This is a genomic window from Streptomyces sp. NPDC038280 (assembly GCF_055600045.1).
In genome coordinates this window covers 122,640-138,897 of record NZ_JBVJYZ010000009.1, presented here as the reverse complement: position 1 = coordinate 138,897, position 16,258 = coordinate 122,640, and the positions used below count along the sequence as shown (strand labels likewise).

At 68.0% G+C, this 16,258-nt stretch carries 14 protein-coding genes; 13 read left to right on the top strand and 1 reads right to left on the bottom strand.

Annotation, left to right across the window (positions count from 1 at the left end; genetic code table 11):
- Positions 1 to 387 precede the first annotated feature (387 nt).
- From ACZ7J0_RS19970 to ACZ7J0_RS19925, 10 genes are all read left to right on the top strand, one after another.
- Entirely contained in the window at positions 388 to 2,025 is a 1,638-nt protein-coding gene (locus ACZ7J0_RS19970) for a peptide ABC transporter substrate-binding protein (protein ID WP_470889050.1), read from the top strand.
- 173 nt (positions 2,026 to 2,198) lie between these two features.
- Positions 2,199 to 3,113, top strand: coding sequence for an ABC transporter permease (locus ACZ7J0_RS19965; RefSeq protein WP_470889282.1), 915 nt, complete (start codon positions 2,199 to 2,201; stop codon positions 3,111 to 3,113).
- On the top strand, positions 3,106 to 4,059 hold the full coding sequence (locus ACZ7J0_RS19960) for an ABC transporter permease (RefSeq protein WP_470889048.1): 954 nt from the start codon (positions 3,106 to 3,108) through the stop codon (positions 4,057 to 4,059). Before ACZ7J0_RS19965 ends, ACZ7J0_RS19960 begins: the two co-directional genes overlap by 8 nt.
- Before the next feature lie 23 nt (positions 4,060 to 4,082).
- Entirely contained in the window at positions 4,083 to 5,141 is a 1,059-nt protein-coding gene (locus tag ACZ7J0_RS19955) for an ABC transporter ATP-binding protein (protein ID WP_470889280.1), read from the top strand.
- The gene (locus tag ACZ7J0_RS19950) at positions 5,134 to 6,282 is read left to right on the top strand and encodes an ABC transporter ATP-binding protein (protein ID WP_468711848.1); all 1,149 of its coding nucleotides are present in this window, start codon (positions 5,134 to 5,136) and stop codon (positions 6,280 to 6,282) included. The genes ACZ7J0_RS19955 and ACZ7J0_RS19950 overlap by 8 nt, the downstream gene beginning before the upstream one ends.
- Positions 6,283 to 6,444: 162 nt before the next feature.
- Entirely contained in the window at positions 6,445 to 8,073 is a 1,629-nt protein-coding gene (locus ACZ7J0_RS19945) for a peptide ABC transporter substrate-binding protein (protein WP_470889045.1), read from the top strand.
- A gap of 78 nt (positions 8,074 to 8,151) precedes the next feature.
- Entirely contained in the window at positions 8,152 to 9,075 is a 924-nt protein-coding gene (locus ACZ7J0_RS19940; RefSeq protein WP_470889043.1) for an ABC transporter permease, read from the top strand.
- Positions 9,068 to 10,048, top strand: coding sequence for an ABC transporter permease (locus ACZ7J0_RS19935; RefSeq protein ID WP_470889041.1), 981 nt, complete (start codon positions 9,068 to 9,070; stop codon positions 10,046 to 10,048). Before ACZ7J0_RS19940 ends, ACZ7J0_RS19935 begins: the two co-directional genes overlap by 8 nt.
- A gap of 6 nt (positions 10,049 to 10,054) precedes the next feature.
- On the top strand, positions 10,055 to 11,029 hold the full coding sequence (locus tag ACZ7J0_RS19930; RefSeq protein WP_470889039.1) for an ABC transporter ATP-binding protein: 975 nt from the start codon (positions 10,055 to 10,057) through the stop codon (positions 11,027 to 11,029).
- Positions 11,022 to 12,185, top strand: coding sequence for an ABC transporter ATP-binding protein (locus ACZ7J0_RS19925; RefSeq protein WP_470889037.1), 1,164 nt, complete (start codon positions 11,022 to 11,024; stop codon positions 12,183 to 12,185). The genes ACZ7J0_RS19930 and ACZ7J0_RS19925 overlap by 8 nt, the downstream gene beginning before the upstream one ends.
- 161 nt (positions 12,186 to 12,346) lie before the next feature.
- On the opposite strand, the gene ACZ7J0_RS19920 is transcribed toward ACZ7J0_RS19925, so the two are convergent.
- A complete protein-coding gene (locus ACZ7J0_RS19920) occupies positions 12,347 to 14,509 on the bottom strand; it encodes a S9 family peptidase (RefSeq protein WP_470889035.1) in 2,163 nt (720 codons plus the stop codon).
- Positions 14,510 to 14,689: 180 nt separating this feature from the next.
- Here ACZ7J0_RS19920 and ACZ7J0_RS19915 point away from each other — a divergent pair, with 180 nt between their 5' ends.
- From ACZ7J0_RS19915 to ACZ7J0_RS19905, 3 genes are read left to right on the top strand one after another with little or no spacing between them, the layout of a single operon-like run.
- Positions 14,690 to 14,884 carry a hypothetical protein gene (locus ACZ7J0_RS19915; protein WP_266382581.1) on the top strand — a complete coding sequence of 65 codons (195 nt, stop codon included), beginning with the start codon at positions 14,690 to 14,692 and terminating at the stop codon, positions 14,882 to 14,884.
- Between the two features lie 51 nt (positions 14,885 to 14,935).
- The gene (gene mshB, locus ACZ7J0_RS19910; protein ID WP_470889032.1) at positions 14,936 to 15,823 is read left to right on the top strand and encodes an N-acetyl-1-D-myo-inositol-2-amino-2-deoxy-alpha-D-glucopyranoside deacetylase; all 888 of its coding nucleotides are present in this window, start codon (positions 14,936 to 14,938) and stop codon (positions 15,821 to 15,823) included.
- Positions 15,820 to 16,227, top strand: a complete 408-nt coding sequence (locus ACZ7J0_RS19905) for a DUF6113 family protein (RefSeq protein WP_470889030.1) — start codon at positions 15,820 to 15,822, stop codon at positions 16,225 to 16,227. The genes mshB and ACZ7J0_RS19905 overlap by 4 nt, the downstream gene beginning before the upstream one ends.
- Positions 16,228 to 16,258 lie beyond the last annotated feature (31 nt).

Genomic DNA, 16,258 nt, shown 5'->3' with positions numbered 1-16,258 from the left:
CACAGGGCCCGGGCCCCCGCAGACACTGTGGGGGCCCGGGCCTTTCGTCAACTCTTTTTCGCGTCCCCACTGTCCGGATATCGGGCGTCGCTCTCCGGAACGTGTGTTAACGGTCCGTTTCGGGGGTGTCTGTCTGTGATCAGTTTGTCCGGATTTCGGGCTCACGCCCCTTACTGATGTTGCCAAAACGAGACCCTTTAAGTGTGGTTTACCGCCCGGGCGTACTTAATAGTTGGCTCCATTGAGCTCGGGTCAATGGGTCACGCGCTGTGGGGAGCGCCGACTCACGAGCACACTCAGGGCACTTGAGTCATCGCCGTCAGGGGTGTCGGCGACATCTCGAAGTGTCCTTCTTGTAGTGACAAGTGGACTCATGAGGAGGAACCCATGCGCGGTGCCAAGAGCGCCAAGTGGGTAGCGGGCGCGATAGTCGTCGCCCTGGCAGCGACCGCCTGTGGCGGAGGCGACGGTAAGGGCAGCGACGCCAAGGGGGAAGTTGACCCGAACGGCATTTTCTCGATCGAGGTGGGCGAGCCCGAGAAGGCGCTCCACCCGGCCGACACGATGGAGTCCAACGGCTCCATCGTCCTGAGTGGTCTGTTCGCGCAGCTCGTGGACTACACGCCCGACGGCAAGCTCACCATGGTGAACGCCGAGTCGGTCGAGTCCAAGGACAGCAAGCTCTGGACCGTCAAGCTCAAGAAGGGCTGGACGTTCCACGACGGCACTCCGGTCACCGCCAAGTCCTACGTCGACGCGTGGAACTGGGCCGGAAACGTCAACAACAAGCAGGGCAACGCGTCCTGGTACTCCGACATCAAGGGCTCCGAGGCCCTGCTGCCGGAGAAGGAGGGCGCCAAGCCCACCGCCGACAAGATGACCGGCCTGAAGATCGTGGACGACAACACGTTCACCATCGAGCTGAAGGCCCCGGTCCCGTACTTCGCGTACAAGCTCGGCTACGAGGTCTTCTCGCCGCTGCCGGAGTCCTTCTACAAGGACCCCAAGGCCGCCGGTGAGAAGCCGATCGGCAACGGTCCCTACAAGTTCGAGAGCTGGGACCACAAGAAGGAAATCAAGATCGTCCGGTACGACGGGTACAAGGGCGACGACAAGGCCAAGAACGGTGGTGTGATCTTCAAGAACTACACCACCCTCGAGGCCGCGTACGAGGACCTGAAGGCCGGCAACGTCGACGTCCTGCGTCAGATCGCGCCGAAGGACCTCCCGGTCTTCCGCCAGGACCTCGGCGACCGCGCCGTGGACAAGCCGTACTCCTCGATCCAGACCCTGGCCATCGCGTTCTACGCGGACCAGTGGAAGAAGCCCAAGAAGATCGACCCGAAGGTCATCCAGGGTCTCTCCATGGCGATCGACCGCGCCACCATCACCAAGACGGTGCTGCAGGGTACGCGTGACCCCGCGACGGGCTGGGTCGCCAAGGGCGTCCTGGGCTACCAGGAGAACGCCGCCGGTGACGTCACCAAGTTCGACCCGGCGAAGGCCAAGGAACTGATCAAGGCCGGTGGCGGCGTCCCGAACAACGCCATCTCCATTCAGTTCAACGCGGACGGCGGCCACAAGGAGTGGGTCGACGCGGTCTGCAACAGCATCACGCAGTCCACCGGCGTCAAGTGCGTCGGCGACGGCAAGCCGGACTTCCAGGCCGACCTCCAGGCCCGGAAGACCAAGCAGGTCAAGTCGATCTACCGCTCCGGCTGGGTGCTCGACTACCCGGTGAACTCCAACTTCCTCCGCGACCTGTTCCAGACGGGCGCCTCCGGAAACCAGGGTGACTTCAGCGACGCGACCCTGGACGCCAAGATCAAGAAGGCGGACAGCGCTGCGAACCTCGACGAGTCGGTGAAGGCCTACCAGGCGATCGAGAAGGACCTGGTCAACTACATGCCTTCGATCCCGCTCTGGTACTACAAGGTCAACGCGGGCTTCTCCGAGAAGGTCACCGGCGTGGAGTACGCGCAGGACGGCGACCCGATCCTCGAGAACGTTCAGGTCAAGAAGTAATCACCCAAGCGTAGTCCGCACGCCGGACGCGGGGCTGACGCACCGTCAGCCCCGCGTAGCGGCGCCTTACGCAGCGGCCGGGGGGCCCTTCCACGACATTCGCGTACCCACTGGGGCGCGGTTGCCGAGGGAGGGCCCGTCGGCTGCGGCAGTCACATCTCAACGGAGGCATGATGGGGCGCTATGTCGCACGACGACTGCTCCAGATGATCCCGGTTTTCTTCGGGACCACCCTGCTGATCTTCCTCATGGTCTACTCCCTGCCCGGCGACCCCGTGGCCGGACTGTTCGGGGACAAGGCCGCGAACCCCTCGACGGTGGCGAAGATCAGACACGATCTTGGGCTTGACCAGAACATCTTCAAGCAGTACTGGGACTACATCACCGGCATCCTGTTCCACTTCGACTTCGGGAACCAGATCCGCAACGACCGGCCGGTCACGGACGTGCTGGCCAGCGCGTTCCCGGTCACGCTGCAGCTCGCCACCCTGGCGTTCGTCATCGAGCTCGTCTTCGGTATCGGCCTCGGCATCGTCGCCGGTCTGCGGGCCGGCCGCCTGGCCGACAACGCGATCCTGATCTTCACGCTGCTGATCATCTCGATCCCGGTCTTCGTCCTCGGTCACATCCTCAAGACGACGCTCGGCTTCGAGAACGTCAGTACCTATCCGACCTGGGGCGAACTGATGGCGCCGGCCATCGTCCTCGCGGGTCTCTCCCTCGCCTACGTGGCCCGGCTCACCCGTACCTCCATGGCGGAGAACCTGCGCGCCGACTACATGCGCACCGCGGTCGCCAAGGGCCTGCCGCGTCGCCGGATCATCGGCGTGCACCTGATGCGGAACTCGATGATCCCCGTGATCACCTTCCTCGGCACCGACATCGGCGCCCTGATGGGTGGCGCGGTCGTCACCGAGTCCGTGTTCAACGTCAAGGGCATCGGCGGCACGATCTACGAGTCGATCGTCCGGCGTGAGGGCGTCACCCTCGTCGGTCTGGTCACCATCCTGGTGCTGGTCTACCTCGTCACCAGCCTGCTCATCGACCTGCTGTACGCGGTCCTGGACCCGAGGATCCGTTATGCCTGACGTGACCAAGACCGCGCTCGCGACCGAGGACGCCATCGCGCCCCCGTCGGCCGCGGAGCCGGCACCCAAGAAGAACGACGAGAAGGCGCGCAGCCTCTGGGGCGACGCGTGGCGCGACCTGCGGCGCAACCCGTACTTCATCGTGTCCTCGGTGCTGATCTTCTTCCTGCTGCTCATCACCGCCTTCCCGACGCTGTTCACCAGTGCCTCGCCGATCACCGGCGACCTGGTGCACCACTTCCTCGGCAAGCCGGAGCTCGGCAAGGTCGGCACAGAGGGATGGCTCGGCTACGACGGGCAGGGCCGCAGCGTGTACGCCCGACTGATCCACGGCACCCGTGCCTCGGTCATCGTCGGTATCACCGTCACGCTGATCGTGACCGTCATCGGTGGCGTGCTCGGCATGATCTCCGGCTACTTCGGCGGTCTCACCGACGCGATCATCTCCCGTATCACCGACGTGTTCTTCGGTGTGCCCTTCCTGCTCGGCGCGATGGTGGTGCTCAACTCCTTCGTCGACCGTTCCGTCTGGGTCGTGGTCTTCGCGCTGGCGTTCCTCGGCTGGACGCAGATCACCCGCGTCATGCGCGGTGCGGTGATCACCGTCAAGCAGGCCGACTACGTCCACGCCGCCAAGGCGCTCGGCGCGAGCACCACCCGCATCCTGTTCCGGCACATCCTGCCGAACTCGATGGCTCCGGTGATCGTCGTCGCGACCATCAGCCTCGGTGGCTACATCGGCGCCGAGGCGACGCTGTCGTACCTGGGCCTCGGCCTCTCGTCCCCCACCATCTCGTGGGGTGTCGACATCTCCGGCGGTGTCGCGCAGATCCGGGTGGCGCAGCACATCCTGCTGTACCCCTCGATCATGCTCAGCATCACCGTTCTGGCGTTCATCATGCTCGGCGAAGCCGTCCGCAACGCCCTCGACCCCAAGCTGCGCTGAGGAGGGCGTAAAACGTGACGACCATCGACAACCTCGACAAGACCGCGACCGTCCCCTCGCCGCGCGACGGAGACGACCACAACGGTCCCCTGCTCGAAGTCCGTGACCTGCACGTGGAGTTCCACACCCGCGACGGTGTGGCCAAGGCGGTCAACGGAGTCAACTACTCGGTGAACGCCGGCGAGACCCTCGCCGTCCTCGGCGAGTCCGGCTCCGGCAAGTCCGTGACCGCCCAGGCGATCATGGGCATCCTCGACATGCCGCCCGGCAAGATCCCGCAGGGCGAGATCTTCTTCCGCGGCGAGGACATGCTCAAGATGTCCTACGAGGAGCGCCGGCAGATCCGCGGCCGGAAGATCGCCATGATCTTCCAGGACGCACTGTCCTCGCTGAACCCGGTCCTCACCGTCGGCTACCAGCTCGGCGAGATGTTCCGGGTCCACCACGGCCTGTCCAAGAAGGACGCCAAGGCCAGGGCCATCGAGCTGATGGACAAGGTCAAGATCCCGGCCGCCGCGGCCCGGGTGAGCGACTATCCCCACCAGTTCTCGGGCGGTATGCGCCAGCGCATCATGATCGCCATGGCGCTGGCCCTCGAGCCCGACCTGATCATCGCGGACGAGCCCACCACCGCGCTCGACGTGACCGTCCAGGCCCAGGTCATGGACCTGCTCGCGGAGCTGCAGCGCGAGTACAACATGGGTCTGATCCTGATCACCCACGACCTCGGCGTCGTCGCCGATGTCGCGGACAAGATCGCGGTCATGTACGCGGGCCGGATCGTCGAGCAGGCTCCGGTGCGCGAGCTGTACAAGCGCCCCGCGCACCCGTACACCCGTGGCCTCCTCGACTCCATCCCGCGCCTGGACCAGAAGGGCCAGGAGCTGTACGCGATCAAGGGTCTGCCGCCCAACCTGCTCCACGTCCCGACCGGTTGCGCCTTCAACCCGCGCTGCCCCAAGGCCGAGGACATCTGCCGTACGGAGATCCCGGCGCTCGCGCCGGTCACCGAGCAGGACGGCACGGAGCTGCCGGGCCGCGGCAGCGCCTGCCACTTCTGGAAGGAGACGATCCATGGCTGAGCTCAGCAAGAAGGATGAGGCTGTGGACGCGACCCCGAACGTCACCGAGGTCGAGACGGTCGACGCGGCCTCCGAGGCGGAGGCCGTAGCCGCCATCGAGGCGCCGGTCGAACGCGGTGAGCCGATCCTGCAGGTGCGCAACCTGGTCAAGCACTTCCCGCTCACCCAGGGCATCCTGTTCAAGAAGCAGGTCGGCGCGGTCAAGGCCGTCGACGGGATCTCCTTCGACCTCTACCAGGGCGAGACCCTCGGCATCGTCGGCGAGTCCGGCTGTGGCAAGTCCACCGTCGCCAAGCTGCTGATGAACCTGGAGCGGGCGACCGCGGGCGAGGTCTTCTACAAGGGCCAGGACATCACCCGGCTGTCGGGGCGCGCCCTCAAGGCCGTCCGCCGCAATATCCAGATGGTGTTCCAGGACCCGTACACCTCGCTCAACCCCCGCATGACGGTGGGCGACATCATCGGCGAGCCCTTCGACATCCACCCCGAGGTGGCCCCGAAGGGCGACCGGCGCCGCAAGGTGCAGGAGCTGCTCGATGTGGTCGGTCTCAACCCCGAGTACATCAACCGCTATCCGCACCAGTTCTCCGGCGGTCAGCGTCAGCGCATCGGCATCGCCCGCGGTCTGGCGCTCAACCCGGAGATCATCATCTGCGACGAGCCGGTCTCGGCCCTGGACGTGTCCGTCCAGGCGCAGGTCATCAACCTGATGGAGAAGCTCCAGGACGAGTTCAACCTGTCCTATGTCTTCATCGCCCACGACCTGTCGATCGTCCGGCACATCTCGGACCGGGTCGGCGTCATGTACCTCGGCAAGATGGCCGAGATCGGTACGGACACGCAGATCTACGACCACCCGACGCACCCCTACACCCAGGCGCTGCTGTCGGCGGTCCCCGTGCCCGACCCGGAGGCCCGCGAGGGCCGCGAGCGGATCATCCTCACCGGGGACGTCCCCTCGCCGGCCAATCCGCCGTCGGGCTGCCGCTTCCGCACCCGCTGCTGGAAGGCGGAGGAGAAGTGCACCACCGAGGTTCCGCTGCTGGCGATCCCGGAGCGTTTCCAGGGGCAGGACACCCCGGCCGCGCACGAGTCGGCGTGCCACTTCGCCGAGGAGAAGGACGTCGTCCACGCGGTGTGACGCACTGACAGGTGTGAAGGGCGCCCGGGCCATTGCGGTCCGGGCGCCCTTCGTCGTTCCGCAGGTCGGATCGGCGCCAGCCCGGTGTCGCTCCGGCGCGCCTGTGTCTTTTGGGGGGATATTTGGGCCTACGTAAGCTCAGGGACCTTCAGGAGGCACTCCATGCGCGGAGCCACGCACGCCAAGTGGGCCGCTGGTGCGGCGGCCGTCGTCCTCGCGGCGACCGCCTGCGGCGGCGGGAGCGACAGCGGCGGTGGTGGTGCGGACGGGATCGTGAGCTCCTCCTGGGCGGACCCGCAGAACCCCCTGGAACCGGCGAACACCAATGAGGTGCAGGGCGGCAAGGTCCTCGACATGATCTTCCGGGGTCTCAAGCGGTACGACCCCAAGACCGGCGAGGCGAAGGACATGCTCGCCGAGAAGATCGAGACCGGCGACTCCACCACCTTCACGATCACCCTCAAGGACGGCTGGACCTTCTCCAACGGCGAGAAGGTCACCTCGAAGTCCTTCGTGGACGCCTGGAACTACGGGGCCCACCTCAAGAACAACCAGCGCAACGCCTACTTCTTCGGCTACATCGAGGGGTACGCGGACGTGCACCCCGACTCCGGCGAACCCAAGGCCGAGAGAATGAGCGGGCTCAAGGTCGTCAACGACAAGACCTTCACCGTCAAGCTCACCCAGAAGTTCTCCACCTGGCCCGAGACCCTCGGCTACGCCGCGTTCTCCCCGCTGCCCAGGGCGTTCTTCACCAGTCACGACGCCTGGCTCTCCAAGCCCGTCGGGAACGGCCCGTACACCGTCGACTCCTACGCCAAGGGCTCCCAGATGGCCCTGAAGCGGTGGGACGACTACCCCGGCGCCGACAAGGCGCAGAACGGCGGAGTGACCCTCAAGGTCTACACCGACAACAACACCGCCTACACCGACCTGACCGCCGGCAACCTCGACCTGGTCGACGACGTCCCCGCCTCCCAGCTCAAGAACGCGCAGGCCGACCTCGGCGACCGGTACGTCAACACCCCCGCCGGCATCATCCAGACGCTCGCCATCCCCTTCTACGACAAGGCGTGGGACACCCCGGACGGCGCCAAGGTCCGCAAGGGCATCTCCATGGCGATCAACCGCGAGCAGATCACCTCGACCATCTTCCAGAAGACCCGTACGCCCGCCAAGGACTGGACGTCCCCCGTCCTCGGCGCGGACGGCGGATACAAGGGCGACCTCTGCGGCGACGCCTGCACTTACAACCCCGCCGAGGCGAAGAAGCTGATCACCGAGGGCGGCGGCATCCCCGGCGGCACGATGAAGATCTCGTTCAACGCGGACACCGGCTCCCACAAGGAGTGGGTCGACGCCGTCTGCAACTCCATCAACAACGCGATGGGCGACAACAAGGCCTGCGTCGGCAACCCGGTCGGCACCTTCGCCGACTACCGCAACCAGATCACCACACACAAGATGACGGGCCCCTTCCGGGCCGGCTGGCAGATGGACTACCCGCTCATCCAGAACTTCCTGCAGCCGCTGTACTACACCAACGCCTCGTCCAACGACGGAAAGTGGACCAACAAGGAGTTCGACAAACTCGTCGACGAGGCCAACGCCGAGACCGACACCAAGAAGGCCGTCGAGCTGTTCCAGCGGGCCGAGGGGGTCCTGCGGGACGACATGGGCGCCATCCCCCTCTGGTACCAGAACGGCAGCGCCGGCTACTCCGAGCGGATCTCCAACGTCGCCCTGAACCCGTTCAGCGTCCCCGTCTACAACGAGATCAAGGTCAGCTGACGCCGGACGGCGTACGGCCCGGCGTGCCCGATCGCCGGGCCGTCCCGCTTCACACGACCACGACCCCCGGAGCCCTCCATGGGACGCTATGTGATCCGGCGTCTGCTGCAGATGATCCCGGTCTTCTTCGGCGCCACGCTGCTGATCTTCCTGATGGTCAACGTGATGGGCGACCCCATCGCGGGGCTGTGCGGCGACCGCCAGTGCGATCCGGCGACCGCCGCCCAGCTGAAGAAGGAGTTCGGGCTCGATAAGCCGGTGTGGCAGCAGTACCTGACGTACATGGGCAATGTCTTCACCGGCGACTTCGGTACGGCCTTCAACGGCCAGAAGGTCACCGAGCTGATGTCCACGGCCTTCCCGGTCACCATCCGGCTCACTCTCGTCGCGATCGTCTTCGAGATCGTCATCGGGATCAGCCTCGGGGTCGTCACCGGCCTGCGGCGCGGGCGCCCCGTCGACACCACCGTGCTGCTGCTGACGCTGGTGGTCATCTCGGTCCCGACGTTCGTCACCGGCCTGCTGCTCCAGCTGCTGCTCGGCGTGAAGTGGGGATGGATCAAGCCCGCCGTCTCACCCGAGGCGACCGTCGACGAACTGATCGTCCCCGGCCTGGTCCTCGCCTCCGTCTCGCTCGCCTACGTCACCCGGCTCACCCGGACCTCGATCGCCGAGAACAAGCGCGCCGACTACGTCCGTACCGCCGTCGCGAAGGGCCTCCCGCGCCGCCGGGTCATCACCCGCCATCTGCTGCGCAACTCGCTGATCCCCGTCGTCACCTTCATCGGCACCGACATCGGAGCCCTGATGGGCGGAGCCATCGTGACCGAACGGATCTTCAACATCCACGGTGTCGGCTACCAGCTCTTCCAGGGCATCCTCCGCCAGAACACCCAGACCGTCGTCGGCTTCGTGACCGTTCTGGTGCTGGTGTTCCTCGTCGCCAATCTGCTGGTCGACCTCCTGTACGCCGTACTCGACCCGAGGATCCGCTATGCCTGAGCCGCAGTACGACGACGGCGGAGCGATCGCCCCGACCGGGGCCGGTGGCGCGATGGACCTCGCCATGAGCGAGGGTGCGACGCTGGAGAAGGTTCCCGGCGGGCCCGAGGGCACCGGCCCCACGGGCAAGCCGCGCAGCCTCTGGTCGGACGCCTGGCACGACCTGCGCCGCAACCCCGTCTTCATCGTCTCGGGACTGGTCATCGTCTTCCTGGTGATCATCGCGATCTGGCCCCAGCTGATCGCCGACGGCGACCCGCTCCAGTGCGATCTCGCCAAGGCCCAGGAGGGCTCCCAGCCGGGACACCCCTTCGGCTTCAACGGCCAGGGCTGCGACGTCTACACCCGTACGGTCTACGGCGCCCGGGCCTCCGTCCAGGTGGGTGTCTTCGCCACGCTCGGAGTCGCGCTGCTCGGCAGTGTGCTCGGCGGGCTCGCCGGCTTCTTCGGCGGCGCGTGGGACGCGTTCCTCTCCCGGATCACCGATGTGTTCTTCGCGGTCCCCGTCGTCCTCGGCGGTCTCGTCCTGCTCTCCGTCATCACCAGCACCACCGTCTGGCCGGTCATCGGCTTCATCGTGCTGCTCGGCTGGCCCCAGATCTCCCGCATCGCCCGCGGCTCGGTCATCACCGCCAAGCAGAACGACTACGTCCAGGCCGCGCGGGCGCTCGGCGCCTCCCACACCCGGATGCTGCTGCGCCACATCGCGCCCAACGCCGTCGCCCCGGTCATCGTCGTGGCGACCATCGCGCTCGGGACGTACATCGCCCTGGAGGCGACCCTGTCCTTCCTCGGTGTCGGCCTCAAGCCGCCCACGGTGTCGTGGGGCATCGACATCTCCTCGGCGGCGGCCTACATCCGCAACGCCCCGCACATGCTGCTTTGGCCGGCGGGCGCGCTGGCGATCACGGTGCTCGCGTTCATCATGCTCGGCGACGCGGTGCGCGACGCCCTCGACCCGAAGCTCAGGTAGGCACTCATGCTGCTCGAAGTGCGGGACCTTCACGTGGAGTTCCATACCAGGGACGGGGTCGCCAAGGCCGTCAACGGGGTGACCTACTCGGTCGACTCCGGCCGGACGCTCGCCGTGCTCGGCGAGTCCGGCTCCGGGAAGTCCGTCACCGCCCAGGCGATCATGGGCATCCTCGACGTCCCGCCGGGCAGGATCTCCGGCGGCGAGATCCTCTTCCAGGGGCAGGACCTGCTCACCCTCAAGGAGGAGGAGCGGCGGAAGGTCCGCGGGGCGCGGATGGCGATGATCTTCCAGGACGCGCTGTCGTCGCTCAACCCCGTGATGAGCGTCGGAGCCCAGCTGGGCGAGATGTTCGTCGTCCACCAGGGAGCGTCGAAGAAGGACGCCCGCGCGAAGGCCGTCGAGCTGATGGACCGGGTCCGGATCCCCGCGGCGAAGGAGCGGGTCGGGGACTATCCGCACCAGTTCTCGGGCGGGATGCGCCAGCGCATCATGATCGCCATGGCGCTGGCCCTCGAGCCCGACCTGATCATCGCGGACGAGCCGACCACCGCGCTCGACGTGACCGTCCAGGCCCAGGTCATGGACCTGCTCGCCGAGCTCCAGCGCGAGCTCGACATGGGACTCGTCCTGATCACCCACGACCTCGGCGTCGTCGCCGACGTCGCCGACCACATCGCCGTCATGTACGCGGGCCGGATCGTCGAGTCGGCGCCGGTCCATGAGATCTACAAGGCACCCGCCCATCCCTACACGCGCGGCCTGCTGGACTCGATCCCGCGCCTGGACCAGAAGGGACGGGAGCTGTACGCGATCAAGGGACTGCCGCCGAACCTGATGAACATCCCGCCCGGCTGCGCCTTCAACCCCCGCTGCCCGCTGGCCCGGGACGTGTGCAGAACCGATGTCCCGCCGCTGTACGAGGTCTCCGCGGACCGCACCAGCGCGTGCCACTTCTGGCAGGAGGCCCTCCATGGCTGAGGTGCTCCTCCAGGTCCGTGACCTGCACAAGCACTACCCCCTCACCCGGGGCGTCCTCTTCAAGAAGCAGATCGGCTCGGTCAAGGCCGTCGACGGCGTCGACCTGGAACTGATGGCGGGCGAGACGCTCGGCATCGTGGGCGAGTCCGGCTGCGGCAAGTCCACGCTCGCGAAGATGCTGGTCCATCTGGAACGGCCGACGTCCGGGTCGATCCGCTACCGGGGCGAGGACATCACCACGCTCTCCGGGAAGGCCCTCAAGGCCGTCCGCCGCAACATCCAGATGGTGTTCCAGGACCCGTACACCTCCCTGAACCCCCGGATGACCGTCGGCGACATCATCGGAGAGCCGTACGAGATCCACCCCGAGGTGGCCCCGAAGGGCTCACGCCGTCAGAAGGTCCAGGACCTGCTGGACGTGGTCGGTCTCAACCCGGAGTACATCAACCGCTATCCGCACCAGTTCTCCGGCGGCCAGCGCCAGCGCATCGGCATCGCGCGCGGGCTCGCGCTCCGCCCCGAGATCATCGTGGCCGACGAGCCCGTCTCCGCGCTCGACGTCTCGGTCCAGGCGCAGGTCATCAATCTGCTGGACCGCCTGCAGGGCGAGTTCTCCCTGTCGTACGTCTTCATCGCCCACGACCTGTCGATCGTCCGGCACATCTCGGACCGGGTCGGCGTGATGTACCTGGGCCGGATCGTCGAGATGGGCAGGGACGCCGAGATCTACGACCATCCGACGCACCCCTACACCCAGGCGCTGCTGTCGGCGGTCCCGGTCCCCGACCCGGAGGCCCGTGAGCGCCGGGAGCGGATCATCCTCACCGGCGACGTCCCGTCGCCCGCGAACATTCCCTCCGGCTGCCGCTTCCGGACCCGCTGCTGGAAGGCCCGCGAACGCTGCGCCCTCGAAGTCCCGCTGCTGGCGGTCCCCGCCGTCTTCCGTGAGGCGGACAGCCCGGCGAGACACGACTCCGCCTGCCATTTCGCCGAGGAGAAGCAGGTGGTTCCGCCGGAGCCCCTCGCGCCTCCCGGGCCCCTGGCCCCCGCCCCACCGGAACCCGGCCCGCTGAACACCCCCTGGGGCACGGCGACCCCTGAATCCCCGAAGACCCCGGAACCCCCGGAGGGACACGGGCCGGACGCGTCGAGCTGAGCGCCCGCCAGTTTCTTTAACGCGCAGGCAACTTCACCGACCCCGCACCGATATCCGAACGCCTCACCCTGAACAACGTACGGCCGTGCGGGTGCCGTAGACCGGCCGGGCGCGCCATGCCGTCCCGGCCGGTCGCCATGCGGTCCCGCCGACACCGGCTGTCAGCCGGCCGCCTCCACCCCCAAGGAGCGCTTCAGGAAGTCCACTTGGAGCAGGAGCAGGTTCTCCGCGATCTGCTCCTGCGGAGTGATGTGGGTCACGCCCGACAGGGGGAGCACCTCATGGGGGCGCCCCGCTGCCAGCAGCGCCGAGGACAGCCGCAGGCTGTGTGCCACGACCACATTGTCGTCCGCCATCCCATGGATGATCATCATCGGTCTGGCGGGATTCTCCGGCGCCGACAGACCGTCGTCCGTGAGCAGCGAGTTGGCCGCGTACACCTCCGGGTTCTCCTGCGGAGTGCCGAGATAGCGCTCGGTGTAATGGGTGTCGTAGAGCCGGAAGTCGGTCACCGGCGCCCCCACCACCGCCGCGTGGAAGACGTCCGGCCGCCGCAGTACCGCCAGCGCCGCCAGATACCCGCCGTACGACCAGCCGCGGATCCCCACCCGGTCCAGGTCCAGCGGGAACCGCTCGGCCAGTGCCCGCAGTGCCTCGATCTGGTCGTCGAGGGTGAGCATCAGATTGTCCTTGATCGCCTTCTCCCAGCCGGGGGAGCGGCCCGGGGTGCCCCGCCCGTCCGCCACGACCACCGCGAACCCCTGGTCGGCGAACCACTGGGACGTGAGATGAGCGTTGTGCGCCGCGACCACGCGCTGGCCGTGCGGACCGCCGTACGGGTCGAGCAGGACCGGCAGCGGCCCGTCGCCCTCCTCGTACCCCGCCGGAAGCAGGACGGCGCATGGAATCCGATGTGCGCCCCCTTCGACAAGCCGCACGCCCGCCGAGAGGACCGGTTCCTCCGCCGACGAACCGATCACCGCGATCTGCTTGCCGTCCCTGAGCACCCGCGTCACCGCGCCTGCGGTGTCCGGCCGCGCCGAGGACAGGACCGTCACCGCGCCGCAGCGCACCGCCGAGTGAATCCCGGGCCCCTCCGAGATCCGTTCCGTCCCCAGCTCATTGACCCGGTAGACATGGATCTCGCCGATCTCCGGACCCATCCCGGCCGCGGCCACGGCCTCCTCGCCCGCCGACGCCGACACCAGGACGTCGTTCCCGCCGATGTCCAGTACCGCCCGCACGTGCAGCGACGCACTGGTCAGCGCCCGGTCGCCCATGGCGAGCACACGCGCGCCGCCCTCGTCCGCGATCCGCACCAGCCGGCCGTCCGGGGCCCACGCCGGCGCCCCCGGGTGCAGCTCCAGCCACACCGGGTCCTCGTCGACATGCACCTTCCGGGTCGCCCCCGACTCCGCGTCCACCACCAGATACAGCTGCGTGCGCTGGTCACGGCTCTGCACGAGCAGCAGCGGCGGCCCCTCGCCCGACCAGTGGACCCGCGCCAGATACGGATGGCGCGTCCGGTCCCACTCGACCTCCGTACGCGATCCGTCGAGGCCGACGAGGTACAGCCGCACCTCCGCGTTGGCCGTCCCCGCCGCCGGATAGAGGACCGGCTCCGGCTCCCTGTCCGGATGCGCCGGGTCGGCGATCCACCAGCGCCGCACGGGCTCCTCGTCGACCCGGGCCACCAGGAGCCGCTCCGAGTCCGGCGACCACCAGAAGCCGCGCGAGCGCCCCATCTCCTCGGCCGCGACGAACTCCGCCAGACCGTACGTCGTCCGCGCCCCCTCCGGCTCGGCCAGCGCCCTGTCCCCCTCGCCCTCCGCTCCGGTCACCCGCAGCGCGCCCCGCGCCACGTACGCGATGTGCCGCCCGTCGGGCGAGGGGCGCGGGTCGATCACCGGCCCGGGGACCCGCAGTTCGCTCGCCGTCCCGGCCCGCAGTTCCGCCGTGAACAGCCGCCCCGAGAGCGTGAAGGCGGCCAATTCCACTGCCTCGTCCACCGCGTAACCGACGATCCCCGCGGACCCCTCGCGGCTGCGCTCGCGCCGCGCCTTCTCCTCGGCCGACAGCTCCTCCTCCGCGCCGCCCAGCAGCGCCTCGGGATCGGCGGCCACCCTCTCCTGAACGTCCCCCTCCAAATCCATCACCCAGAGCTGGTGGGACCGCTGAGTACCGGACGGTGAGCGGAGGAAGACCACACGCGCACCGTCGGGCGAGAGAGTGAACGCGCGGGGGGCGCCGAGCGTGAAGCGCTGCGTCCGGGCGTACTGACGAGGAAAGGAGAGCGGGAAGTGGAGCTGCTGCCTCGAGGTCATGCGACCGAACCTAGCGTTCGTGCGCCCCCGTGTGCTGCTGTGCACCGATCGATGCGTAGGTACGGATAGTTATGATCCGTAGCGCTAGGTGGGTATGGACCTACTGGCACATGCGTGCTGCCTGGACCGACCGAATATGTTCCGACCGTGCTCCGACCGACTCTGTGGAGGTGAACCGCCGTGGCACTCTCGATTTCGGCGGTGGTGCTGCTGGCGATCGTCGTCTTCCTGCTGGTCCGGAAATCCGGACTGAAGGCCGGACATGCGGCGGTCTGCATGCTCCTCGGCTTCTACCTGGCGAGCTCCTCCATCGCCCCCACGATCAGTCAGCTGACCACCAATGTGGCGGGCATGATCGGCGGACTCAAGTTCTGAGGGGTCCAGGGGTACGAGGGCCGGCCCGCCCCGCCTCGTAGGCTGTGCCCTATGACGGACCTTCCCGCCCGTCGTCTGCTCCTGGTGCACGCGCACCCCGACGACGAGTCGATCAACAACGGCGCCACCATGGCCAAGTACGCGGCCGAGGGCGCCCGGGTCACCCTGGTGACCTGCACGCTGGGCGAGGAGGGCGAGGTCATCCCGCCCGCTCTCGCCCATCTCGCACCCGACCGGGAGGACCGGCTCGGGCCGCACCGCGTCGGCGAACTGGCCGACGCCATGCGGGAGCTGGGCGTGACCGACCACCGCTTCCTCGGCGGCCCCGGCCGGTTCCGCGACTCCGGGATGATGGGCGCGCCGCAGAACGACCGCGAGGGCGCCTTCTGGGGCACCGACGTGGACGAGGCCGCGCCGCATCTCGTCGAGGTGATCCGGTCCGTGCGCCCGCAGGTCCTGGTGACCTACGACCCCGACGGCGGGTACGGCCATCCCGACCACATCCAGGCCCACCGCGTCGCCATGCGCGCCGCCGAACTGGCCGCCGAGCCCGCCTTCCGCCGCGATCTGGGTCCTGCCCACGAGATCGCCAAGATCTACTGGAACCGGGTCCCCCGGTCGGTCGCCGAGGAGGGCTTCGCCCGGCTGAGAGCCGCCGGCGCCGGCTTCCCCGGCATCGCCGAGATCGGGGACGTACCGGGCGTGGTGGACGACAAGGACATCACCACCGAGATCGACGGTTCGGTCTTCGCGGAGCGGAAGGCCGCCGCGATGGCCGCCCACGTCACCCAAGTCGCCGTCGAGGGGCCGTTCTTCGCGCTCTCCAACGATCTGGGCCAGCCGATCTTCACCACGGAGTACTACCAGTTGGTCCAGGGGCTCTCCGGGGCGCCCGCCGGTGAACGCGAGCACGACCTCTTCGCGGGGGTGACGGCATGAGCGCGTCCGGGAGGACGGCCTCCGGGCCGGGAACGGGCAGGGCGGGCCGGATCGCCGCGTATGTCGGGCTTGCCGTGCTCGGCGCGCTGGTCGGCACCGCCGGGGCCCTGATCCAAGCCGCCTGGTTCCCGGGCGGGTTGCTCCTGGCACTGTTCGCCACCGCCGCCACCTTCTACGGCGGGCGGCGCGCCACCGGCACCCAGGCCGGTGTCGCCGCACCGGCCGCGGGATGGCTCATCGCGATCGTGCTGCTCAACGTGGGCCGCCCGGAAGGTGACGGGGTCTTCCCCGGGGGCATCGGCGATCTGGTCTATCTCCTGGGCGGAATGGTCGTGGCTGTGATGTGTGCCACCATGTCGCGGTCGTCGCAACCGGGCCGCCCCGATGGTCGACTTGGCGTGTGACGTGCCCGGACTTCGGCCGGAATGCCCGTCC